We start from the raw sequence: 23020 nt of genomic DNA, 5'->3' as shown, positions 1-23020 counted from the left end.
ATTATTTTGCACCTTCTAACAATTGTACAAAATCATCCACTTTAAGTGATGCGCCGCCTACTAAAGCACCATCGATGTCTGATTCTGCCATGTATTCTTCAATGTTGTTAGGTTTAACACTACCACCATATTGAATACGTGTTGCTTCTGCTACAGTTTGGCTAGATAATTCTGAAACTGTTTGTCTTACAAATGCACACATTTCATTTGCATCTTTAGCAGTTGATGATTTACCAGTACCAATAGCCCAAATTGGTTCATATGCGATAACAACTTGTTGTAGTTGTTCTTCAGATAAACCTTCTACTGCTTTCTTAACTTGGTTTCCAACAACTTCATTTGCTTTTCCGCTTTCGCGTTCTTCGTCAGTTTCACCAACACAAATGATTGGAGTCATGCCATGATTAAAGATTGCATGTGCTTTCTTGTTAATTTCTTCATCTGTTTCATGGAAGATTTCACGGCGTTCTGAGTGACCGATAACAACATATTTAACACCTAAGTCAGCTAACGCTACTGGAGAAGTTTCACCAGTGAAAGCACCGTTATCTTCGAAATATGCATTTTGTGCACCAATTTGTAAGCCTTGTGCTTTACCTTCATTAACTAACGTTACTAATGCATCCAATTGGATTGTTGGTGCACAAATAACAGATTCTACTTCTTTAGTATCTGGTAATGTTGGTAATTCATTTACAAAATCTTTAGCTTCTTGAACAGTTTTGTTCATTTTCCAGTTACCTGCGATAATTGGTTTTCTCATTATATTACACTCCTATTAGTAAATTATGATTAAATATTGTCTATATAATCATGGGTTGCTGTTTTTAGTCGTGCGATTATTTGTTAGCAATTGCAACTACGCCTGGTAGTTCTTTGCCTTCAAGATATTCTAATGATGCGCCACCACCAGTTGAGATATGGCTAAAGTCATCCGCATAACCTAATGAAATTGCTGCAGCTGCTGAATCGCCGCCGCCAATAATAGTATTAGCATCTTTCAATTCAGCGATTGCTTCACAAACGCCAATCGTACCTTTAGCAAAGTTGCTTAATTCAAACACACCCATTGGTCCATTCCATACTACTGTATGTGCACCTTGTAAATGTTCTTTGAATAATTCAACCGTTTTCGGTCCAACATCCATTGCTTCTTGGTCAGCTGGGATATTATCTACTGTTACTTCAGTAATTTCTGCATCATTTGAAAATTCTTTAGCGACTTTACAATCAACTGGTAATACGATTTGATCGCCGGCGCGGTCTAATAATTCTTTAGCAAAATCAACTTTGTCTTTTTCTAATAAAGATAAGCCAATTTCTTTACCTTGTGCTTTAAAGAATGTGTATGACATACCGCCACCGATAAGTACTTTATCTGCAATTTTCAATAAATTTGTAATAACGCCAATCTTGTCAGAAACTTTTGCGCCACCAAGGATTGCAACTACTGGTTTATCTGGGTTTTCAACTACGCCACCAATATATTTTATTTCTTTTTCCATTAAGAATCCTGCTACTGTTTCTAAGTTAGCTGCAATACCTACATTTGATGCATGTTCACGGTGCGCTGTACCAAAAGCATCATTTACGAATACATCACCAAGTGAAGCCCAGTATTTACCTAATTCAGAATCGTTTTTAGATTCTTTTTTGCCATCTACATCTTCAAAACGTGTATTTTCGACTAACAGTACATCACCTTCATTAAGGTCTTTAACAGATTGTTCTAACGTTTCACCACGTGTTTCAGGTACAAAAGTAACTGTTTTACCTAATTTTTCTGTTAATGCATCAGCTACTGGTTTTAAAGTTAATTCTGCTTTGTCGCTTTCTTCTTTCACTTTACCTAAATGAGAGAATAATACGACTTTTCCACCTTGTTCAATAATATATTGAATTGTTGGTAATGCTTGAACGATACGGTTATCGTCAGTGATTTCTCCATCTTTCATCGGTACGTTAAAATCAGCACGAACAAGTACAGTTTTACCTTTTAATTCTAAGTCAGTTACAATTTTTTTAGCCATGTAAGCTTCCTCCTCTGAATGGAACAATAAATTAAAATAAGCGGAGAAGCGTTGTGCTCCCCGCTTACTCCTAAGCATATTGTTTAAATTTAACAGCACAATGCGCTTGCTAAATTAATTTTACATCGAATTATTTAGCTTGAGTTGCTAAGTGTTCTAATGTACGAACTAATTGTGAAGTGTAAGACATTTCGTTATCGTACCAAGCTGCTACTTTAACTAATTGACGGTCGCCAACTGTCATTACACGTGTTTGTGTTGCATCGAATAATGAACCGTAAGTCATACCAATTACGTCAGAAGAAACGATTTCATCTTCAGTGTAACCGAATGATTCGTTTGATGCATTTTTCATTGAAGCATTAACGTCTTCAATACTTACATTTTTCTCTAATACAACTGTTAATTCAGTTAAAGAACCAGTAGCTACAGGAACACGTTGCGCTCCACCGTCTAATTTACCATCGATTTCAGGGATTACTAGGCCAATTGCTTTAGCAGCACCAGTTGAGTTAGGAATAATGTTTTCAGCTGCTGCACGCGCACGACGTTTGTCGCCTTTTCTGTGTGGAGCATCTTGTGTGCTTTGGTCACCAGTGTAAGCATGGATTGTAGTCATGAAACCTTCTACTAAACCGAAGTCATCGTTTAATACTTTTGCAACTGGAGCTAATGAGTTAGTAGTACATGAAGCACCTGAAACTACTGTTTCTGAACCATCTAATTCTTGGTGGTTTGTGTTATAAACGATTGTTTTTAAGTCACCAGTAGCTGGAGCAGAGATTAATACTTTTTTAGCACCTGCTTCAATATGAGCTTCTGCTTTTTCTTTATCAGCGAAGAAACCAGTACATTCTAATACAACATCAATGTCTAAGTCTTTCCAAGGTAATTTACTTGGTTCTGGCTCAGAGAATGATTTTACTTCTTGTCCGTTAACACGGAAACCGTCATTTTCAACTTCAACTTCTCCTGTGAAGCGTCCTTGCATAGTGTCATATTTTAATAAATGTGCTAACATTTCGTCATCTGTTAAATCATTTACTGCTACTACGTCAATTCCATCAACGTTTTGAATTCTTCTGAATGCTAAACGACCAATTCTACCAAAACCATTAATTGCTACTTTTACTGCCATTATAATGGCCTCCTTTAATAAATGATATTTAAAAAGTGTTATCACTTTTTATTACTATATGTTTACGATTGCTTTTGCTGCACCTTCATCTGTAATTAATACAGTGTTTTTAGGAGCAATTGAAAGGTAAGCTTTAATTGCTTCTCCTTTTGATTTACCCCCTGCTACAGCAAAAATAAACTTTTTCGACTCAAGATCTTCTAATTGAAGTCCTATCGTTTTTACCTTGTGTACGATATCGCCTTGATCATCGAAATAATATCCAAATGCTTCTCCCGAGGCATTGTGATGTTGAAGTTTTTCTATAACTTCATTAGGTGATTGACGTCTTCGCGCCATCTTCAGCGCATCACCAATGCCATGGATTGTAATATTGGATTGTTTGATTTTTTCTAGCGTCTGGATTACGGAGGGTTCTAACATAAGCGTATTATACGTCGTTTCGCTTACATTATCTGGTACATATAACGTTGTGTAATCACCATTTGTTTGCTGTGCCATACTAGCTGCAATTGTGTTTGCTTGATAAACAACATTTTCACCAAGTCCGCCTCTCGCAGGAACGAAAAACGCATTGTATGGTTGATGATGCATTGCTTCACTAACGTAGGCCATTGTTGAACCACCTGTTACTGCAACAATTGCATTTTCATAAAGTACATCTTCAACGAGTTGTCCTGCCTGACGGGATAATTCAATCTTAACTGTTTGATCAGCGTCTGAATCCCCTGGAATGACATAGACTTCTTTGATTCCATACTGTTCTTTAATAACTTGAGCAAGATGATGGTCATCAGAATAGACATTAAAATAACCATTCAATTGTCTGACCGTTAATTCACCTGCTTCTGTTATTTCCATACCTGTGGGTTTAACTTTAATCAAATCCTGTTTCTTTAGTATGTCCGTTTCAGAACGAAGCACACGTTCAGTCAAATCCATATATTCACTTAAACTACGTCTACCTACGGGTTGATGCTTTGAAATAGTAGTGAGAATCGAGAAACGACGATACATTTTTTCAACAATTTCTGGCACAAGCTTTTGTTGAACTTTTATCAAATCCTTCACTACTATCCTCCTCCGTTTCTTTATAAAGGGTCAAGTTCTAACCATAGATTGACTTTTTTCGTCCCTAGCGGGACAAAAAAATATAACCTCTTATATTTGCAATAATACTACTATCGTTTTGAAATTGCAAGCAAAAATAGTCCTTATCTTATCAACTACATTTACTATTAAAATCAAATATTTTTTATCTGCGTACAGTAACAATTTACCCGCTATATAATTTGTTAATCATCAATACTTAAATTAATTGGATCAATGAGTTTGTCACATTTTCTCTAAATCCGACCACTACACTGAGCAACTCTAATTGAATACTATGTATTAAATCTTTAAAATAAATATATATTAAACAAGTCGAGGAGAGAAACGCATGTCTAACAATAATAATCCAGAAGTTATTGACCCAGATGATCAACGTTATAAGGATAAGGATTACTTTAATAAAAAAAATCAAGACATCCCTACAAACAATCAACATCACTCTTTAAATTACACAAAACGTTTCGGCTGTGGTTGTGGCCCCTTAGGGTGTTTTGGTGGTTGTTTTACTTTAATCATTATATTTTCGTTAGTGTCTTACTTACTCAGTTTTTTATTTTAAAATTATATTTTCAAAAATGATGATTATAAGTTATGTTTCATCGTTCAACTACTATACTATTGAGTCCTGATTACATGCTTTCCACATAGAATCTACCTTTTAATAATAAACGCTTCTATCTATATTCTAACTTCTCAATTCATTATAATGCTTATATATTCATAACTGTTGTATAGTAACTTAAGCTATGCGACAGTTTATTCTTTATCCTCTCAAAACAACTTAACTTCTTTGAATATTCCCCGCTCTTAGGCAAAATTTTACTAACTAATCAAAAAATACCGTAACACACTTGTAATATTTGTAATCTTATAGTAATATATTTATAGCAATAAGATTACAAACAACTCAATTACAAAATTATTAAAAGGAGTTTTAAAAAATGAAAAAGTTCACAAAAGTTATTTTAGCTGGCAGTATCGCATTGAGCACATTATTAGGGACTACAGTAACACAATTTGCATCACAAAATAATATTGCTGAGGCAGCGACAAAACCTTGGTACGCATACTCTGGTATGACTGGTCAAAATGGTAACTTCATATTAGATACTAATTTTAAAAATGCTGTAAAGCATAATAATGTTAAGCTTAATGGTTACAATATATACGCTGATACTCAAAGCGCTTTAAGTTACCAAAAATATTCAAAAGAAGTTAAAGTACATGACCAAAAAGTAATGAAATTTGCTTCTAACAAAGCAATCCAAGCTAAATTCCCTGTTAAGAAAAACCATATTTCTCAAGAACAATTGGTTAAAGTATGGGGAGAAGGTAAAGTTGTTAATACAGCAAAAGGTCAATCTATTTCATATATTTTAAATGGTAACAATATTAAATTTGATATCCAAAATGGTTACGTGACAGAAGTGACTTTAGGAACAGTTATTTCTAAATAATTTAAAAACTCTAACTAACATTAATTTCTGAAATGATTTTACACAAATAAAGCCGGACTGATTACTTATCAGCCCGGCTTTTCAGTATTAACAAATGCATTGATGCATCCTTGTTCAACTGTATTTTAGTCTTCTTCAGATGTTTGTGCGCTTCTATTTGAAGTGCTATTTTGTGACGATCTTTCTTGGGTACTATTTTGAGAGCTGTTTTGTGCGCTTCTTTGACTTGTTTTTTGCTCTGTAGTAGGCTCAGATGTTTTTTCTTCTGTTGATGGTTCTCTTGTTCTTTCTTCAGTAGAAGGCTCCGGTGTTTTTTCTTCTGTCGTTTTTTCTTCTGTCGTACGCTCTTCAGTTGTTCTTTCTTCAGTTGTTGCTTCCTCAGTTGTTGCTTCTTTTGTTTTTTCTGGTTTTTTCTTTTCTTCAGTTGTGCGTTCAGCAGTAGCAGGTTGTTGAGTTCTTTGTTGCGTTTGTTGCGTCTGTTGTGTTTGCTGCGTCTGAGGAGCTTGTTGTGTTTGCTGCGTCTGTTGTGTTTGTTGAGATTCTTCAGTAGATTTCTCTTTCTTTTTCTTCTCTTTTTCTTCTTTTGTTTTCTCTTTTTGTTTCTCTTTTTCTTCTTGTTTCTGATCCGCTAAACGTTCGTTAGCTTTATTGGAATGATCTACAAATGCAAAAATAGCAAATATGAGTCCACCTACTAATAGTAATACAATTACTCCACTAACTATTTTCGCAAAACCACTCATTTTCTTGTTATCTTGGTCATCAAAGTTATTATTTTGATTATGCTTTGGCATATGCTCCCCTCACTTCAATTTATATCATACATTTAAAATTACTGTGTATACGTTCAATATCAAATATATATTTTACACTATTTCATATGCTAATTAAACTTATTAACTAATTTTTTAATCTAGTTGTTATCTTAAAGTCATATATATAGTAAAATACATGTGTATGATAAAATTTTATGATTTACTTTAATACTAATCTAATTTTATTTGCACTTTCAATACTTTAGAGAAAGTAATTCAAAAGATTAGCTTATATCTATTATCATAACAGGATGTGTTCTAAATTGAAAAAACATGAACTCTTTGATGACTTAGATCAACACTCAAAAAATACGAACACTGGTCTTAGACAAATTATGTTGGAAAATGATAATCATAAGACTAGAGAACATTCAAAATCACGTTTTGCATTCACAATTTTTATTAGTTTAATATTAATTAGTCTTTTAGGCTTTATTTTATTATTTCTGTAGATACAAATATAACTTTCTAACGTATTAATCCTTTGTAAAAGCGTAAATACGTAAAAAGATAGTTACATGCCATTAATTGCGTTAACATAGATTTAGAGGAAGGTATAAATGAAAGATGCTTTTTCAAAACGCTTTTGTTATAACCCCATACCGATAAAATGACTAGCAACGAAATAGAATTATAAAATAGATAAAATCTAATTAACTTCTGCTAATAACGTACTTAAGGCCGAGACACACAGTTATGTCCCAGCCTCGCTACTAAAGGGAGTCAAAATTTTACCTTCGTTAGTATATTATGGGGTATACTCGAAATAATTAAGAGATGATTAATTAATATCGAAGGTACTTTTATTATAAATCGAAACTCCTTTGTTTTAAATACTTCTTAAGGTAAGTAAATGACATATTCTTGAACAATCTTTGAAAAAATTATGACCTTCAAATGCGATGCGATTGTTTCATTTAAAACCATTGCAACATTAGGCATTACTATTTATGAGGTGATAAAATGAAAAACTATTTAATTACAGGTGGCACAGGCATGGTTGGTACACAATTAGTAGAAGCCATTGTCCAAAGTGACGCACATATTACAATTTTAACAAGACAAGATAAAACAACATCACATCCCAAAATCACTTATGTAAATTGGTCAAAATCTGATTGGGAAGCACGAGTACCTGACATAGATATCGTTATCAATCTTGCGGGTGCAAGTTTAAATAAGCGTTGGACTAAAAGCTATAAACAAAAAATTATGGTGAGTCGATTACAATCAACGCAAGCCTTATTTGAATTGTTTGAAGAGCGCGAGCAGAAACCCTCAGTATTCTTCAACGCAAGTGCTGTCGGTTATTACAAACCCGATTTATATCGCACATATACTGAATTATACAAAACGTTACCATTTGATTTCTTATCAGAAGTAGTCTATCAATGGGAGCGTCTTGCTCGTCAATTCGAATCATTAGGTACACGTGTAGTTATAGGTAGATTTGGTATGGTACTATCTAAAGAAGGCGGTGCCTTACCAATGATGAAACTGCCATATGAATTATACGTTGGTGGTAAGATTGGCTCTGGAAGACAGTGGTATTCTTGGATACACATTGACGATTTAACAAGAGCAATTCTTCACACTATTAACACAGAAGAAGCACAAGGCGTATTTAATTTTACTGCGCCTATTGTAGAACACCAAAATTTATTTGGTTACACACTGGCGCGCGCAACCCATCGCCCTCATTACACATGGGTACCATCATTAGCACTACGAATTATCTTAGGTCAAATGTCTACAGTTATTCTTGATACGCAAAAAGTTATCCCTAATAAACTACAGGCAATTGACTTTAAATTCAAATATCCAGATTTAAAAATAGCTTTAGAAGATTTAGTACACTAATTGAACAGGACTGAATTTAAAAAATGAAACATGATCGTTTATCACATGTATTACTTTTAATCTCTGGTTTATTACTATTGTTAAATGGTGGCTTTGCATTTGAGAAATCTATACCGATGCTCGTTGTTTCATCCTTTTTAATCATTTCCGGAGTAATTATTACTGTGTTTGCACTAAAACTCTTCTTTAACAGTAAAAGCACTTCAAAAAGTAATACATTCCAAGATTCTTAATATACTTTTTAACTAAAACCAACCAAGTGCTATCTTTGCATTTGATTGGTTTTTTATTTACTTAATTATTATGTTTGGATTTGATTACTATTAATTCTTAAAGAAAGATAATCAATCTTGCAACGGTTAAATTTATAGTGTTCAAGATTACAATGCGCATAAAAAATCCGGAACACCTATTTATGTCCCGGATTGTATGAAATAAGCCATAATTCTATTTGTGGCTTATCTACCAACTTGTAATTTTATGATTCAGGAACCATTACTTGGTCAACTAAACCGTATTCTTTTGCTTCTTCAGCAGACAAGAAGTTATCTCTATCAGTATCTTTTTCAATTTTTTCGATTGATTGACCTGTACGTTCTGCTAAAATTTGATTTAATTTAGCACGTGTTTTAAGAATGTGGTTAGCAGCAATTTCAATTTCTGTAGCTTGACCTTGTGCGCCACCTAATGGTTGGTGAATCATTACTTCTGCGTTTGGAAGTGCAAAACGTTTACCTTTTGCTCCAGCTGCAAGTAAGAATGAACCCATTGACGCAGCCATACCAATACAAATTGTTTGTACGTCTGGTTTGATGTGTTGGATTGTATCATAAATTGCGAAACCAGCAGTTACACTACCACCTGGTGAGTTAATGTAAAGATAGATATCTTTTTCAGCATCTTGCGCTTGTAAGAATAATAATTGAGAAACAATAGAGTTTGCTACATTATCATCGATTTGTGAACCTAACATAATAATACGATCTTTTAATAAACGTGAGTAAATGTCATAGGCACGTTCCCCACGGTTTGTTGTTTCAATTACTGTAGGTATTAAATTCATTAATATTGCCTCCTTATTTCTAATTGATAAACTTATTTTAACTCAAAAGTCAAACATGGTCAAAGAATAACGCTCACTTTTTTTATGAAAGTTAAATTATTCTTATTGACCGGAGCCATTTTGATTTGTACACTAAGATTAATGTGTTTTTTATCCCCTCGTAGTGTAATGGATAACACGTAAGATTCCGGTTCTTAAGATAGGGGTTCGATTCCCTTCGAGGGGACTTATAAGATATAATTATGCAATTTTCAAAATTAAGAATGTTGTAATGACGGCACCCTTTCAACATGGCATTAACATTACTAACTATATAAAACTAAATTCCAGGGACTTTTAAGGGACCCGAATGACAAAACAACCCTCCTATTATTTTAGGTGGGTTATTTTTATTCGAAGTGGTATTATATAGTAGGTATAAACAAGGTCTATTTTATAGGTCTGTAAATTAAATTAATACGGAGGAATTATATGTCTCATAGTTTTTTGGTAGAAAATTTATATTCCTTGTGGTGGATTATTTTATCAGCAATGATTGCGCCAATTTTCGCTCTTATAACACGTAGATTTATACCTGATGTCATTTGGCTTTTAATATTTGGAATAGTAATAGGTCCTCATATACTAGGCTTGTCAGAACTCACAGAATCAATAGAAATAATACGTGAACTCGGCATGGGCTTTCTATTTTTGCTAGCAGGTTTTGAAGTTAATACTTCAGATATGCGAAATAAGCAAGGAAAACAAGCTTTGCTTACTTGGTTTATTAGTTTTTTATCTGCAATAGTTATTAGTTTTTTATTCACTAATGGGAACATTAATATTTCTATAGTTATTGCTATAGCCTGTACATCAACTGCATTAGGTACGTTGTTACCAATATTAAAAGACTCTAAAATAATAAATTCTAATTTAGGAAAAGCTACAATAACACATGGTGCCTACGGTGAACTTTTACCAATTATCGCTATGTCGTTATTACTTTCAACATTTGCAACCTGGCAAGCTTCAATTATTTTAATATCATTCTCAATTATATCAATAATAGTCGTTACATTGCCTATTAGATTTATTCGTAAAACTCCTTTATTGGGAAAAGCAATTTTATCAGCATCAAATACAACTATGCAAACTACATTAAGAATGACAGTTTTTAGTTTAATAACTTTAATGTTACTTACTGCGGTTCTAAAATTAGATATAGCTCTAGGTGCATTTTTAGCAGGAATTTTACTTAATGTAATCTTAAAGGCGTTTTCTCCTAAACAAGGTGAAGAAATTGCACATAAAGTTGAAATAGTAGGCTTTAGTTTTCTAATACCAGTTTTTTTCATTACAAGTGGCATGAATATTAACTTATTAAAAGTACTTGAAAATTGGCAATTAGTTCTTGTTCTATTTGCTTTCATCGCCATCATACGTGGAGTAATTGTTTATCTTAGAGAAAGATTTACAAATACACATTCTAATCTAAATAATAAAAAAGAACAGTTAGCCTTAAGTTTATACTCTGCTACTGGTTTGCCAATTATTGTAGCTGTAGCTGGAATAGCCGAAACTTCAAACATCATTACCCCTGCGATGTCAGGAGTATTGGTTATGAGCGGTGCACTAACTGTATTAATCTTTCCACTTATAGCTAACCTTATTCTAAGACAAAACAATTAAATCAACTTATCGATTATTACTACAGATGATTATAAATCTATAAATTAATATAAGCCATGTAATTAAAACCCACCTATTCATTTAGGTGGGCTTTTGCATATTCGTATAGCTTTTCTGCAGTATCTAACGATATACCCCCAAGGTCTCTTTTACCTGTTCGTAAATCTGAAATCCTACTAGTTGCTACTCCAATATCTTTATGAATTTGATATGATGAAATATCACTATCTATCAATTTTTGTATTGTTTTTTTATATTCACTCATATTACCTCATCCATTCATACCATTTATATTTTTTATCACCAATTTTTTCGTATTGACCATTTCCAATATATTTAATTCCATTACGTTTTAAATGTAAGATTCTCATAATACGTATAAATTCAGGTATTAAAAGTATAAATAAAATTACTGCTACAGTTAAATAATTATTCATATTTGCATTACCTCCTACATTGTATTATTATAATAGTTGAAAAGGGTGCCCCGAATTAACGGGGTAATGTTAATGAATTACTCATCTTCTTTGCTGTTTGCTATTCGGTCTATCACACCGAAAAGCAATACTCTTAGTTGTTTCACAAGTGCTGGTAGTCTGTATATAAACAAGGCTATCAGCATTTTTGTGCTTTCGTCCATCTTAACACCCCCTTTTCAAGAGTGTCAGTAAGGTATATCTCAACCTTACATATGCAATTATATCACCCAAACGGTATATAATCAAGTGTTTTCTTCTTATTTCTGCAATTTATTTTATCTCCACAATATCTAATAAATTAACTTTACTCAAACCACTTTCTTCATATAAATGTAGGCATAAAAAAATTCCCCGCCATAACGGTAGGGAGTTTACAAATTTGATTTTTGCTCGTTTTCAGAGCTACTTAGTAATTTACCAAAAAAATGGGCTATATTCAAGCTACCATTTTTTTAATTTAATTATTAGTTTATCTATGTGTTTAGAATAATCTTTACCCCTTTTCTCTTTAACTTTACTATTTATTTTATGAAGTATTTTTTCAAGCTTTCCATTCTCCACATATTTCTTTATTCTATGTTTTATAATACTTACACCTACTAACATAATTTTACTTAAGCATACAGCAAAATTGTAAATTCAATGTGATCCTTTTATTAAGATTATGTAAAACCACCCAGTGACATGTGTGGGTGGTTAATTATGCATCAGAACAGAAAGTCCTTCGTTACTCCATTAATAAATTGATGTTGCATTACTAGGCGGGGTTAAAGGATTTACCTTATCAATATGCTCAAAAAACATTATTCCATTCAAATGATCTATTTCATGTTGAGCTACAATTGAAGCATGTCCTTTAAGCTTTAATATTTTTTCTTCCCCATATAAATTTTTATATTTAACAGTTATACGTTCATTTCTAGGCACTATCCCATAAATAGGTCTATCTACCGATAAACATCCCTCACCTTGTGGAAGATAAATTTTATGAACAGATTCCCGTATAATTTTTGGGTTTATAAAAAAGTATTCATGCTCTTTACCATGTTCATCCACTAAATATATAACACACATTTTTTTATCTAACCCCAATTGATTAGCTGATAGACCTACTCCAGGTCTTAAATTATACTTTTTACTTTTTTGCTTATTTTGACTATTTTTTAAAAAAAGCATCATATTATTCAAAAGCGTAAAATCATTGTCACTTAGTGGCATTTCTAAAGGCTTTGTCTTTTTATAAAGCATCTCGTTATCTTCTTTTACAATATCTTTCATATTAATTGTATAATTACTCTTATAAAGCTTTGTATTCAAATATATCATCAACTTTCTTCTTAAAAACTTTAGATATTTTAAACGCTAATTTCAATTCAGGGTCATACCTATCATTTTCAATAGCATTTATTGTCTGTCTACTAACATCACATTTCTTTGCCAAATAATCTTGACTAATAGCAAATTTCTTTCTAAATTCCTTTATTCTATTTTTCATACTTTATGCTCCTTAAACGTAAAACTTATTTTACATTTAATATAACATATTTTTATATTTTATTCCAATTGTTTTATTGCCGCTGAGCCTTGGAACCCTTAATAATCACAAAATTCATATATGATATTCTATAAAAAATAGGGCAAGCACAAAGTGACTACCCTTATAGTATGAATAAAATTAAATTATAGTATAAAAAACCACCCAGTAGGAAGCTGGATGGCATCAACTATTAGCAGAGTAATCATACAATCAATATGAATACTATTAAGGAGATTCTATTAATTAAATACCCACTTAAAATTTTCATAAACAAAAAAGACAGCCGAATTAACGACTGCCTTCTTAAAGGAAGTTTCTATATTTTCAAGAAACAATACAATTATATCATATAAATAGAAAATGGCCACCTATAAAGGTGGCTGTACTATATATTATATATTTATTTTATAACCGAATGGTTATTATCATTAATTTAGCATACAAATAAAACACTCGCAAGACAATTAAATATAATTTAATAGTAAAATTTGGAGCCCTTTACAACATTACTTAATATGATACAAAAACCACCCCGAGGGGTGGCAATGGAATAAACTTTTTAGATAATAGGTTACCAAGGGGGCAACCTACAAATATATTTTAACACATAAATTAAAAGACAGACACATAAGTGCCTGCCCTGAGCTGAAGTAATTACTAATATAATTTCATACTTAATAGAAATTTATATATATATATATAATGAAAGGATAAGTTCATATTATCAGAATATTCTATATATGACAAATGATAAACAAAAAGAGCAGACACGGGAAATGGTTTCTACTTTATGCCTATAAGTGTTGTAACTGATATTATAATATACTAAAATGTTTTAACCTTTTTCAATTTATAAGCATTAGAAGAAATATTAGGCAATGCGTACGGTGAGATTATATGAGAACCAGGATCATAAATAGATTTTTTACTCGCTCCATATTTATAAGCTTGATAGATTATTTTAGAACAATATGTTGGATTTTTCTTAGATAATTTTGTGTTTATTCCATATTTGTATTTTTTTCCCTTATAGTTTTTGATAGCCCAATTTCCAGCTTTTGTTCCTGCCCCTGCTTTTTTAGACCGATAAACTTTCACCCATTTTTTGCCTTTCCCGTAATCTTTTTTGAAAGAGGCGAAAGACTTAGTGCTAGGATGTGCACCGGAACCAGATATATGTAAAACTGTCTTACTGCTAATAGCAATAGCAGCATGACCTGTTAAACCTTTAGAACTCGTACCATTTGTTATTAATACATCTCCTTTTTTTAATTTAAATGATGACTTAGCATAAGATGTTATTTCTTTTTCACTTTCAATGTTCTCTTTTTCAGTTTTGTCCTCTTTTAAATATTCATTCCATTCTTCTTCAGAAACAGAATCATCGATAATATTCTCGCTCTTTAATTGGTTATAATTTTGTTCGTTTTCTTGTTCTTCTTCTGCTTTAGCTATATCTACGAATGTACTAGAAAGCGCCGAAACAAAAAACAATAATACGACAAATAAATATAAAAACTTCTTCAAAATATGTACCACCTTTTATTTTTATAGAAATATATTATTATAGGGTTAATATATTACTTTATATATACTATAATAAAACACGAGTAAATAAAAGGAGCTATATAAATTATGAAAAAGAAATATGTAATTACAATATTAATTATTTTAATATTAATTTTATTGATTTTTGGTTTTTACAAAGGATTTAAGCACTATCAAAAAAAGGTAACTTTTGAAGTAATCAATCTTCAATTAGAAAAAAAGAACTTTGAGGAGGATATAGTAAAGAAAAAAGAACAATATGATTCTAAAAGAGGAGTATATTACTATTCCATAGTATATAAAAAGGAAAACAATATTACCTACATAACAGAATTAGATGAAGATCCTACCGTAATGAATATAATAAGTTTCAAAAATAAAAGCCATGAAATCTATTCATACCCTGTTGATAAACACGGTAATGAAATACAAAGACATACTAAATACCAAATAGATTAGCACTCAATAATCCACCTTTTTATCATATAGGTGGATTTAATTGTTATATAATTACTTCATGATTAAGTAAAAAGAAACAGACACGGGACAATGTGTCTGCTTCCATTAGTAAGGTATACTTGCGTTGGTTAGCAATAGTATTGCTAAAATTACTTATATCATAAAAAAGACACCCCTGTAAAGAGGTGTCTTTTCGGATTTGGTTTCCCACACAAAGTAAAGTAATTTTATATTATCAGAATATCGTGTTTATTACAACATTAAAAAAGGAGTAAGCAACTGTATATGCTTACCCCAAAATAGATAGAAAACTGTAAAAATATGTCTAATATTAGATTAATATAAAATTAACATTAAATCAATATAATATATAATGTAAACGTCTCCATTAAAAATAAAGAATAACCGCCCTTTAGGGCGGCAATGGGATAAACTTTTTAGATAATAGGTTACCAAGGGGGCAACCTACAAATATATTTTAACACATAAATTAAAAGACAGACACGTAAGCGCCTGCCACATAAGATGATTCCTTAATATAGACGATTGATACGTCTATCATTATTATATACTTTTATTTAATATTAACCAACATAAAAATAACCACCTATAAAGGTGGCTGTACTATATATTATATATTTATTTTATAACCGAATGGTTATTGTCATTAATTTAGCACATAAATAAAATGCATGCAAGGACATTAAACAGAATTCAACAGTAATATTTCAAAATTCCGTACAATATATCTAATAATCGTATATATTTATAACTTAATTCGATAAATAAAAACCACCCCGTAGGGTGGCTGTGAAAAATATATTTAATAACGTAAGACAAGGATTATGCTTACAAATATATACTAACATAAAAAAGTAGCCACATACAGTAGCTACTAAAAACATATCATTGAGAAGCGACAATATGTCTAAAAACAATTATAATCTTAAATTACCACATATTTCTATTTAATAAACAAAAAAGATGCCACCGAAGTGACATCTAAAAATATATTGATTTGAAATTTAATTAGAGAATAAAGGATTCTAAATACAGATTATCAGAAAATTCTATATATTACAAGTAATAAATAAAAAGAGCAGACACGGGAAATGGTGCCTACTCCAAGACTATAAGTGTTGTAACTGATATTATAATACAGTAATAAGACACCTCTGTAAAGAGGCATCTTATAAGGTTTGGCGTTTACGAAAAATTTCAGGGCTTTTATTTATCTATTTTCCATGTGAGAAATCATTAAAATATGGATGTACTACTGTTTTAGTTTTCTTTTCGACTTGAGTATAAACTTCAATTGTAAAATCTCCTGGGGCTTTAAAATAAAACGTATATGATCCATGAGCTAATGAAGGTTCCCAAACTTTGAATCCATCTATTTTTAATCTTTCATATATTTTATCTACGCTATTTTCATCTTTTTGAGGAAAACCTATATGGAATGTTTCTGGATAAACAGCATTTTCATCTTGTATTAAATTGAATAATAATCCATCATCATCGTTCAATGCTGCAAATTTATTTCCTGCAGAACCAATACATACCAGTTCAAAATAATTCTCTAAAAATTCTTTTGTAATAATAACATCTTTAACAGCTATATTTATATGATTAAGTTTCATTTTTTATCTCCCTCACTATGCGAACGTATAATTTGATTTTCTATGACACTTGTTGCCTCATTTAAAAACCTTTTAATAATCAATAATTCTTTTTCAGTGTATTGTGCACTTAAACTCAACATATTTTCATTTAAATTTGAAAATACATTTTGAACTTCTGTTTTCTCTTCGTAATGTGGAACTATAATAACTTTTCTTCTATCTCTTGGATGTCTTTCTCTAGTTACATACCCTCTTTTTTCTAATCTGTCTACTAAAGAGGTTACACTACCTGTGGTTAATCCTACTCTTTGAGCCAATTCACCAGCAGTAATAGGCCCCGTTTCTTTTAATATATCTATAGTAGTAAAATCATGACTATAAACATTTAAAAGTTCAGAAATATATTGTTGGTATAACACTACACGAGTTCCTAAACTTCTTACAAGAGAGGTTATTTCTTCATACTCTTTTTCTATTCTAATCACCTCATTACCTTGATTATCAAAATACTTGATTATCCAAATATATTAGCACATCTATTTTTCACTTACAATAAAATCGAATCAATGACAAAAATACCCACCTATTCATTTAGGTGGGCTTTTGCATATTCGTATAAAACTTTAGCATTCTTTAAGCTTAAATTTTCTATACTTCTTTCTCCACGACGCATAGCATTTATATTTCCATAGCTTACACCAGTATCTTTATTGATTTGATAGCTTGATATTTCTTTTGTTTCTATCAATTTCTTAATTGTGTTAAACAATTCATCATAACAATTCATTTATTAAGAATGAGGCGAATTTTTAAATTTATTTAAAATATTAACAGTAATATAACTAAGATTAATATTCCTATTGATAAACCGAATGAAATCTTTTGTTTTGTTTCTCTTTTCATTTTTATCCCCTCCTATTATAATAAGAGGTAAGGAACCCCTTTCGGGGTCTTACCTTAGAACATCTTGCGAAGAAATTCGATGAGTAGTATTGAGAAGGTTGCAATTTTCAAGTAATACTCAACGTCTTCGCGATGTTCTTTTTTTGTTCTTTCTTTTCGCCTCATTCCCTCACCTCCTAATTATATTATAGCTCATTTGAGTTATATAATCAAGTGTTTTCTTAAATTTTTTTCAATTTATTTCATCTCCACAATATCTAACAAATTCACTTTACTTAATCCAGCCTCTCCATAATAAACGCAAAAATCCCTTTTATCATTAAAAGCTGGGGACTTAAAACGATAAAAGGGACATAAAAGTGTGTTTGAAATAAACATTCAGGAGTATACTTTAATATATCCCATATCAATTAATTTCAAACCTAAAATATATAATTTATTTATTTTTTACATGTAAATATAAATAACTACCCAGTGACATGTGTGGGTAGACTATGCATAAGGACAGGAAGTTTGCTCCATTAATAAATTGATGTTGCATTATTAGGCGGGCTTAAAGGACTTACCTTATCAATATGTTCAAAAAACATTACTCCATTCAAATGATCTATTTCATGCTGAGCTACAATTGAAGCATGTCCTTTAAGCTTCAATATTTTTTCTTCCCCATATAAATTTTTATATTTAACAGTTATACGTTCATTTCTAGGCACTATTCCGTAAATAGGTCTATCTACCGACAAACACCCTTCACCTTGTAGAAGGTAAATTTTATGAACAGATTCCCGTATAATTTTTGGGTTTATAAAAAAATTTTCATGCTCTATACCATGTTCATCAACTAAATATATAACACACATTTTTTTATCTAACCCCAACTGATTAGCTGATAGACCTACTCCAGGTCTTAAATTATACTTTTTACTTTTTTGCTCATTTTGACTATTTTTTAAAAAAAGCATCATGTTGTTCAAAAGCGTAAAATCACTATCACTTAGTGGCATTTCTAAAGGCTTTGTCTTTTTATAAAGCATCTCGTTATCTTCTTTTACAATATCTTTCATATTAATTATATAATTACTCTTATAAAGCTTTGTATTCAAATATATCATCAACTTTCTTCTTAAAAATTTTAGATATTTTAAATGCTAATTTCAATTCAGGATCATACTATCATTTTCAATAGCATTTATTGTCTGTCTACTAACATCACATTTCTTTGCCAAATAATCTTGACTAATAGCAAATTTCTTTCTAAATTCCTTTATTCTATTTTTCATACTTTAAACTCCTTAAATGTAAAACTTACTTTACATTTAAAATAACATATTTTTATATTTTATTCCAATTTTTTTCTGTTGAGCCTTGGAACCCTTAATAATACCAAAATTCATATATAATATCCTATAAAAAATAGGGCAAGCACATAAGTGCCTACCCTTATAGTATGAATACAATTAAATTATAACATAAAAAATAACCACTCAGTGACATTTGTGGGTGGTTGAAAGAATCCCTCATATATTCAAGATACACTAGAATTCTCTATTTAATCATTATGCATTGGAGGTTAACGCGCTATCCGTCGCAACAGTCACGCCGACCAGCTCCGCAGATTACTGGTGACCTCCCGATATGCTATCTTCTAACCTGCAACTTAGATAGCTTATGAATACTGCCTAGGTCAGTACATAAGTTTTGCGTACTCAGGACATGCGGGAACATTCTCAAAAGAGTTGTTCCAACAGATCATTATGTATCACAACCACTACTACACTTTATATTCGCGACTACAAAGCGTAGCTTATACGGTTGTGTGCCATATTTGCAGTTTCTATCTTACTGCCAAAGTCATAGTCTTATACAACCTTCAGACAAGAAGCAAGCCCACTATGGCGGGGTGAATTATAGATACTGAACTGGAAGGATGTCACCAGCCGAGACCAACAGTCAGATATAAAGCCTCTGCCAGGCAATACGCGGTATCTCTCGTGTATTTAGTCGTTTCATAGAACAACTATTTCATATAGCTATTATACCCTGTATAGGTATATATTGTAAAGTAAAAAAGACAGCCGAATTAACGACTGCCTAAATACTAAAGGAAGTTTCTCTGTCTAAAAAAGAAACTAATAAAACTATATCATATTAAAGTAAAAAAACCACCCATAAGGCTGGTAATGGAATAAAATTTTAGATGTATAGGTTACAAGGAAGCAACCTATACATACAATATAACATAAAAAAGACAGACACATAAGTGCCTGTCAAATAGATATAATATAGAGATATTTTTTGAAAGGTATGAAGTTCACAACGTTTATATTATCAGAATATTCTATATATTACAATGGATAAATAAAAAAGCAGACACGGGACAATGTGTCTACTTCTTTTAGTAAGGTGATAGCTTATGAGTATGTACACATAATGAATATGTGCAATTACAAATTATCATAAAAATTTAAAAAGTGCCACCGAAGTGACACTTAAATATGCTAAATAATCTCTTAATTAATAGGTTGTTAAAAAAGGATAATTTAAATTTAACAGAATATTCTTTTCTTTTCAATAAAAAAACACCCACCTTTATGATGGGCGTTAACAAATTTTATAATTTTTGAAAAGGAGTACATTTCTGGCATGAACTAACATTAATTTATCAGAATATTCGTTCTAATTCAATAGATAAATTAAAAACCCACCCTAAAGGTGGGGAAGTGTGTATTTTGTGCAAAACATGCTCTAGCGCTCATAAAAATAAAGTATATTTATATGAGTTAGTTAAATTTATCAGAATTTTTAGTTTTTTGCAAGAATTAAAAATCCACTCCGAAGAGTGGCACATAAATATAAGAAATTGTAAAAACAGGAATTGTACTCTCTATAGAAGAGCAACTTTATATTATCAAAATATTGTTTTTAATGAAATGTTTGTTATCAACAAATACCAACACTTTCATTATTCATTATAAACAAAAAACCACCCCAAAAGGTGGTACTAAAGCATACGAGAATTTGTTGCGTTGAAAGGAATTAAAATTAGGCTAATGTAATATTATCAGAATATTCTATTATTTGCAAATACAAAAAAGTGCCACCGAAGTGACACTTAAATATGTAATTCTATTTGATTGAAAATCATATGGGAAAGGAAAATTAATTTTATCAGAATATTTAGCTTTTTTCAAGAATAAATAAAAAACCACTCCAAAGAGTGGCATATAGATTTAAATACAAATATTAAAAACTATAAAGAATAATTACTCTTAGTGAGAGAGTAATTACATGTTATCAGAATTTTCTCACTGTTACAATGATTAAATAAAAAAAGCGCCACCGAAATGACACTTAAATATGCTAAATAATCTCTTAATTAATAGGTTGTTAAAAAGGATGATTTAAATTTATCAGAAAATTCTTTTCAATAAAAAAAACCCACCCCATGACTAGTGGAGGTGGATGTGTTATAACCGGAGTATGTGTTAACTATATAATACAACTTAATATGCTTATTAGGTTTAATTAAAACCTGTTTGGATTCTAGTATAAAAAAGACACCCCTGTAAAGAGGTGCCTCAATGAAGGCCTCAACATGTGTAAATAGAACGATTGTTTACCAATCACAAGTGTATTTTAACACATTCTTTTCGTTTAATGCTAATATAAAATAATATTCGCCCAGTAAAATATATAGTGGAGCGCGGAAGCTTATAAAATATTCTTTGAATTTAATTAAACAATTTATAACTATGAAAAATTGATATAAATTGTTCTTTTGATATTTCATTTATATTCTGTACCTTTGCATGTTTTAACGCTTTATTAAACTGATTCTTTGTAAATAGCTGTTTATATTCTTTGTTTATCCATTTATATACAAAAAAATGATATGCATTTTCATCATTTTTTGAGATTAAAGATTTGTGCTGCTTTAGTAAGATTAACGCTGAATCTACTTTAGGTTTAGGATGAAAATAAGAGTTGGGAATTACTTTTAAAATTTCAATATCAATTTTAGGTAAAAGTAATAAGGCTAACGCTCTTTTTTTATCCATAATTCGTTTAGCAAATCCGAATTCTACAATAAGATAGTTATATTCAGCATTACTTTCATATAAGATTTTTTTGACTATTTCAGTACTTATATTATATGGGATGCTACCAAAAACTTTATACTGCTTGTATTTAGGAAACTCATATATCAGTATATCTTTATTCACTAATTCAATATTAGTTGACAAACTAATATCATTTTTCAAATTACAATATAAAGCCTTGTCAATTTCTATACTAGTTATAAATCTAGCTATATTGGACATGTATTTTGTAAAGTGTCCTTTTCCAGTTCCAATTTCAATTATATTATCATCAATGCCTATGTTTGTTTCATTTAATATCTCGTTAATATGCTTTTGAGATGTTATAAAATTTTGTGAGTTTTTAGGATTTTTGTTATTCATTATATTCTGCTCCTTATTTATCATAACGAACAGATTTCAAAGTTCATTATGATCAGTAGATTAGTCTGAAATATAATGAACTTGGTTAATAACAAAAATTGAAACAATACCCATACCTTTATCTCCTTTCACCCTTACTTATTATGAATGAAAAGAACTATGGTCTACCACAGCGATACTCGTACACATAAACAATACCTCCTTCAAATTTACAGTATAATAACATAAAAAACAATTGAATGAGTATAAAATTAGTTTTTTCATACTAATCTAAAACATTAGAATATGGATAAATACATAATATCAAAATATTTTTAATTTACTTCATGCTTAAAGCCCTCCCTTAATAAAGGGAAGGCTTTATTTAATGCACATCTATACTTTGAACAACATTTTTACCAGGTGTTAATTTAGGTAATCTAACTTCTAAAATACCATTGCTGTATTCAGCGTAAATATTGTGCACATCAACATTGTTAAAAGTAAATTGTTCAAATATAGGGACTTTCTCTTTTTCTAAATGATCGTATTTTTCTCCTCTAAGCGTTAATATATTATTAAAAAATTTTAAGTTCAAAAGATTTTTTGATGAATTAGGTATTTTAGATATCAAAATGTACTGATCATATTCTTCTTTAATGTCACTATCAATAGAAACATTAAATATTTCACTGGCCAATTTTTCTTGAAAGTTTTTAAAGTAATGATTAAAAGTCTCTAAATTAAATCGTTTATTTGTCATAATAATCATCCTTCACAAAATTCTTTATTTATTATTGACAAACAAACTATAACATGATATATAATAATTGTAAATTATCATATGGTAATCAAAGATACAGACTTTTAATCTTTGTGGGAGTGT

The 23020-nt window shown here is 30.6% G+C and carries 26 protein-coding genes, 1 tRNA gene and 1 pseudogene; 8 read left to right on the top strand and 20 right to left on the bottom strand.

Translation table 11 applies throughout. The features are described from left to right. Position 1 precedes the first annotated feature (1 nt). The 4 genes from tpiA to ACF91D_RS12420 form a co-directional block, all read right to left on the bottom strand. Positions 2 to 763: a triose-phosphate isomerase gene (gene tpiA, locus ACF91D_RS12435; RefSeq protein ID WP_039068647.1), complete on the bottom strand. Its 762-nt coding sequence runs from the start codon at positions 761 to 763 to the stop codon at positions 2 to 4. 76 nt (positions 764 to 839) lie between these two features. Then, positions 840 to 2030, bottom strand: a complete 1191-nt coding sequence (locus tag ACF91D_RS12430) for a phosphoglycerate kinase (protein WP_101050338.1) — start codon at positions 2028 to 2030, stop codon at positions 840 to 842. 130 nt (positions 2031 to 2160) lie between these two features. Then, a complete protein-coding gene (gene gap, locus ACF91D_RS12425; RefSeq protein ID WP_039068645.1) occupies positions 2161 to 3168 on the bottom strand; it encodes a type I glyceraldehyde-3-phosphate dehydrogenase in 1008 nt (335 codons plus the stop codon). Positions 3169 to 3222: 54 nt separating this feature from the next. Continuing rightward, positions 3223 to 4239 (bottom strand): sugar-binding transcriptional regulator, encoded by a 1017-nt coding sequence (locus ACF91D_RS12420; protein ID WP_039068644.1) that lies wholly within the window; start codon positions 4237 to 4239, stop codon positions 3223 to 3225. Between the two features lie 370 nt (positions 4240 to 4609). Here ACF91D_RS12420 and ACF91D_RS12415 point away from each other — a divergent pair, with 370 nt between their 5' ends. Continuing rightward, on the top strand, positions 4610 to 4840 hold the full coding sequence (locus ACF91D_RS12415) for a hypothetical protein (protein ID WP_327621039.1): 231 nt from the start codon (positions 4610 to 4612) through the stop codon (positions 4838 to 4840). 382 nt (positions 4841 to 5222) lie between these two features. Further along, positions 5223 to 5738 (top strand): immunodominant staphylococcal antigen IsaB family protein, encoded by a 516-nt coding sequence (isaB, locus tag ACF91D_RS12410; protein WP_327621040.1) that lies wholly within the window; start codon positions 5223 to 5225, stop codon positions 5736 to 5738. 125 nt (positions 5739 to 5863) lie between these two features. Here the strand turns inward: isaB and ACF91D_RS12405 are convergent, their stop codons facing one another. Continuing rightward, complete coding sequence (locus ACF91D_RS12405) at positions 5864 to 6532, bottom strand: DUF4887 domain-containing protein (RefSeq protein WP_069792692.1); 669 nt, start codon at positions 6530 to 6532, stop codon at positions 5864 to 5866. 284 nt (positions 6533 to 6816) lie between these two features. On the opposite strand from ACF91D_RS12405, the gene ACF91D_RS12400 reads away from it, so the two are divergent. The 3 genes from ACF91D_RS12400 (at position 6817) to ACF91D_RS12390 (ending at position 8646) form a co-directional block, all read left to right on the top strand. Then, positions 6817 to 7005, top strand: coding sequence for a hypothetical protein (locus ACF91D_RS12400; RefSeq protein WP_107548598.1), 189 nt, complete (start codon positions 6817 to 6819; stop codon positions 7003 to 7005). A 511-nt stretch (positions 7006 to 7516) separates the two neighbouring features. Then, complete coding sequence (locus ACF91D_RS12395) at positions 7517 to 8413, top strand: TIGR01777 family oxidoreductase (RefSeq protein ID WP_327621041.1); 897 nt, start codon at positions 7517 to 7519, stop codon at positions 8411 to 8413. 23 nt (positions 8414 to 8436) lie between these two features. After that, complete coding sequence (locus ACF91D_RS12390) at positions 8437 to 8646, top strand: hypothetical protein (protein ID WP_039068638.1); 210 nt, start codon at positions 8437 to 8439, stop codon at positions 8644 to 8646. A 245-nt stretch (positions 8647 to 8891) separates the two neighbouring features. On the opposite strand, the gene clpP is transcribed toward ACF91D_RS12390, so the two are convergent. Next, positions 8892 to 9476 (bottom strand): ATP-dependent Clp endopeptidase proteolytic subunit ClpP, encoded by a 585-nt coding sequence (gene clpP / locus ACF91D_RS12385; RefSeq protein WP_017722486.1) that lies wholly within the window; start codon positions 9474 to 9476, stop codon positions 8892 to 8894. Positions 9477 to 9630: 154 nt separating this feature from the next. Here clpP and ACF91D_RS12380 point away from each other — a divergent pair. Then, positions 9631 to 9702, top strand: a tRNA-Arg gene (locus tag ACF91D_RS12380). Positions 9703 to 9947: 245 nt separating this feature from the next. Then, positions 9948 to 11144 (top strand): cation:proton antiporter, encoded by a 1197-nt coding sequence (locus ACF91D_RS12375; protein ID WP_107551786.1) that lies wholly within the window; start codon positions 9948 to 9950, stop codon positions 11142 to 11144. Positions 11145 to 11217: 73 nt separating this feature from the next. Here the strand turns inward: ACF91D_RS12375 and ACF91D_RS12370 are convergent, their stop codons facing one another. From ACF91D_RS12370 to ACF91D_RS12345, 6 genes are all read right to left on the bottom strand, one after another. Beyond that, a complete protein-coding gene (locus ACF91D_RS12370; RefSeq protein ID WP_107551787.1) occupies positions 11218 to 11409 on the bottom strand; it encodes a helix-turn-helix domain-containing protein in 192 nt (63 codons plus the stop codon). Position 11410: 1 nt separating this feature from the next. Continuing rightward, entirely contained in the window at positions 11411 to 11581 is a 171-nt protein-coding gene (locus ACF91D_RS12365; RefSeq protein WP_182477854.1) for a hypothetical protein, read from the bottom strand. 77 nt (positions 11582 to 11658) lie between these two features. Then, entirely contained in the window at positions 11659 to 11784 is a 126-nt protein-coding gene (locus ACF91D_RS12360; RefSeq protein WP_259338871.1) for a hypothetical protein, read from the bottom strand. Between the two features lie 574 nt (positions 11785 to 12358). Next, positions 12359 to 12949 (bottom strand): peptide deformylase, encoded by a 591-nt coding sequence (def, locus tag ACF91D_RS12355; protein WP_220453422.1) that lies wholly within the window; start codon positions 12947 to 12949, stop codon positions 12359 to 12361. After that, complete coding sequence (locus ACF91D_RS12350) at positions 12921 to 13118, bottom strand: helix-turn-helix transcriptional regulator (RefSeq protein WP_318756595.1); 198 nt, start codon at positions 13116 to 13118, stop codon at positions 12921 to 12923. Before ACF91D_RS12350 ends, def (ACF91D_RS12355) begins: the two co-directional genes overlap by 29 nt. A gap of 867 nt (positions 13119 to 13985) precedes the next feature. After that, a complete protein-coding gene (locus ACF91D_RS12345; RefSeq protein WP_119586305.1) occupies positions 13986 to 14687 on the bottom strand; it encodes a hypothetical protein in 702 nt (233 codons plus the stop codon). Positions 14688 to 14795: 108 nt separating this feature from the next. Here ACF91D_RS12345 and ACF91D_RS12340 point away from each other — a divergent pair, with 108 nt between their 5' ends. Next, on the top strand, positions 14796 to 15167 hold the full coding sequence (locus ACF91D_RS12340) for a DUF3139 domain-containing protein (protein WP_119586307.1): 372 nt from the start codon (positions 14796 to 14798) through the stop codon (positions 15165 to 15167). A gap of 1235 nt (positions 15168 to 16402) precedes the next feature. On the opposite strand, the gene ACF91D_RS12335 is transcribed toward ACF91D_RS12340, so the two are convergent. The 8 genes and pseudogenes from ACF91D_RS12335 to ACF91D_RS12300 all read right to left on the bottom strand — a co-directional run bounded on the left by ACF91D_RS12335 (position 16403) and on the right by ACF91D_RS12300 (position 22897). Continuing rightward, complete coding sequence (locus ACF91D_RS12335) at positions 16403 to 16807, bottom strand: VOC family protein (RefSeq protein ID WP_107552562.1); 405 nt, start codon at positions 16805 to 16807, stop codon at positions 16403 to 16405. Further along, positions 16804 to 17274, bottom strand: a complete 471-nt coding sequence (locus tag ACF91D_RS12330) for a MarR family winged helix-turn-helix transcriptional regulator (RefSeq protein WP_107552559.1) — start codon at positions 17272 to 17274, stop codon at positions 16804 to 16806. The genes ACF91D_RS12335 and ACF91D_RS12330 overlap by 4 nt, the downstream gene beginning before the upstream one ends. Positions 17275 to 17372: 98 nt before the next feature. Next, entirely contained in the window at positions 17373 to 17576 is a 204-nt protein-coding gene (locus tag ACF91D_RS12325) for a hypothetical protein (RefSeq protein ID WP_107552557.1), read from the bottom strand. A gap of 637 nt (positions 17577 to 18213) precedes the next feature. Continuing rightward, a complete protein-coding gene (gene def, locus ACF91D_RS12320; RefSeq protein WP_220453423.1) occupies positions 18214 to 18804 on the bottom strand; it encodes a peptide deformylase in 591 nt (196 codons plus the stop codon). After that, positions 18776 to 18972 (bottom strand): annotated as a pseudogene (locus ACF91D_RS12315) (helix-turn-helix transcriptional regulator). Before ACF91D_RS12315 ends, def (ACF91D_RS12320) begins: the two are co-directional and overlap by 29 nt. A 2451-nt stretch (positions 18973 to 21423) precedes the next feature. Next, positions 21424 to 22155 carry a 23S rRNA (adenine(2058)-N(6))-methyltransferase Erm(44) gene (locus ACF91D_RS12310; RefSeq protein WP_063844521.1) on the bottom strand — a complete coding sequence of 244 codons (732 nt, stop codon included), beginning with the start codon at positions 22153 to 22155 and terminating at the stop codon, positions 21424 to 21426. Positions 22156 to 22215: 60 nt separating this feature from the next. Next, on the bottom strand, positions 22216 to 22269 hold the full coding sequence (locus ACF91D_RS12305) for an erythromycin resistance leader peptide (RefSeq protein WP_107552596.1): 54 nt from the start codon (positions 22267 to 22269) through the stop codon (positions 22216 to 22218). Between the two features lie 250 nt (positions 22270 to 22519). Continuing rightward, on the bottom strand, positions 22520 to 22897 hold the full coding sequence (locus ACF91D_RS12300) for an Hsp20/alpha crystallin family protein (RefSeq protein ID WP_182477874.1): 378 nt from the start codon (positions 22895 to 22897) through the stop codon (positions 22520 to 22522). Positions 22898 to 23020 lie beyond the last annotated feature (123 nt).

Source organism: Staphylococcus sp. 231237_7MaSpsaltlick, assembly GCF_043107035.1.
This window is presented reverse-complemented; position numbering and strand designations above follow the sequence as displayed.

Excerpts from the sequence above, each read along its gene's own strand:
- def (WP_220453423.1), bottom strand. The coding sequence starts at position 18,804 with ATGATATATTTGAATACAAAGCTTTATAAGAGTAATTATATAATTAAT.
- ACF91D_RS12350 (WP_318756595.1), bottom strand. The coding sequence starts at position 13,118 with ATGAAAAATAGAATAAAGGAATTTAGAAAGAAATTTGCTATTAGTCAA.
- gap (WP_039068645.1), bottom strand. The coding sequence starts at position 3,168 with ATGGCAGTAAAAGTAGCAATTAATGGTTTTGGTAGAATTGGTCGTTTA.
- clpP (WP_017722486.1), bottom strand. The coding sequence starts at position 9,476 with ATGAATTTAATACCTACAGTAATTGAAACAACAAACCGTGGGGAACGT.
- ACF91D_RS12395 (WP_327621041.1), top strand. The coding sequence starts at position 7,517 with ATGAAAAACTATTTAATTACAGGTGGCACAGGCATGGTTGGTACACAA.
- ACF91D_RS12360 (WP_259338871.1), bottom strand. The coding sequence starts at position 11,784 with ATGGACGAAAGCACAAAAATGCTGATAGCCTTGTTTATATACAGACTA.
- ACF91D_RS12370 (WP_107551787.1), bottom strand. The coding sequence starts at position 11,409 with ATGAGTGAATATAAAAAAACAATACAAAAATTGATAGATAGTGATATT.
- ACF91D_RS12375 (WP_107551786.1), top strand. The coding sequence starts at position 9,948 with ATGTCTCATAGTTTTTTGGTAGAAAATTTATATTCCTTGTGGTGGATT.
- ACF91D_RS12415 (WP_327621039.1), top strand. The coding sequence starts at position 4,610 with ATGTCTAACAATAATAATCCAGAAGTTATTGACCCAGATGATCAACGT.
- ACF91D_RS12365 (WP_182477854.1), bottom strand. The coding sequence starts at position 11,581 with ATGAATAATTATTTAACTGTAGCAGTAATTTTATTTATACTTTTAATA.
- ACF91D_RS12340 (WP_119586307.1), top strand. The coding sequence starts at position 14,796 with ATGAAAAAGAAATATGTAATTACAATATTAATTATTTTAATATTAATT.
- def (WP_220453422.1), bottom strand. The coding sequence starts at position 12,949 with ATGATATATTTGAATACAAAGCTTTATAAGAGTAATTATACAATTAAT.
- ACF91D_RS12325 (WP_107552557.1), bottom strand. The coding sequence starts at position 17,576 with ATGAATTGTTATGATGAATTGTTTAACACAATTAAGAAATTGATAGAA.
- ACF91D_RS12310 (WP_063844521.1), bottom strand. The coding sequence starts at position 22,155 with ATGAATAACAAAAATCCTAAAAACTCACAAAATTTTATAACATCTCAA.
- ACF91D_RS12300 (WP_182477874.1), bottom strand. The coding sequence starts at position 22,897 with ATGACAAATAAACGATTTAATTTAGAGACTTTTAATCATTACTTTAAA.
- ACF91D_RS12405 (WP_069792692.1), bottom strand. The coding sequence starts at position 6,532 with ATGCCAAAGCATAATCAAAATAATAACTTTGATGACCAAGATAACAAG.
- tpiA (WP_039068647.1), bottom strand. The coding sequence starts at position 763 with ATGAGAAAACCAATTATCGCAGGTAACTGGAAAATGAACAAAACTGTT.
- ACF91D_RS12390 (WP_039068638.1), top strand. The coding sequence starts at position 8,437 with ATGAAACATGATCGTTTATCACATGTATTACTTTTAATCTCTGGTTTA.
- isaB (WP_327621040.1), top strand. The coding sequence starts at position 5,223 with ATGAAAAAGTTCACAAAAGTTATTTTAGCTGGCAGTATCGCATTGAGC.
- ACF91D_RS12335 (WP_107552562.1), bottom strand. The coding sequence starts at position 16,807 with ATGAAACTTAATCATATAAATATAGCTGTTAAAGATGTTATTATTACA.
- ACF91D_RS12430 (WP_101050338.1), bottom strand. The coding sequence starts at position 2,030 with ATGGCTAAAAAAATTGTAACTGACTTAGAATTAAAAGGTAAAACTGTA.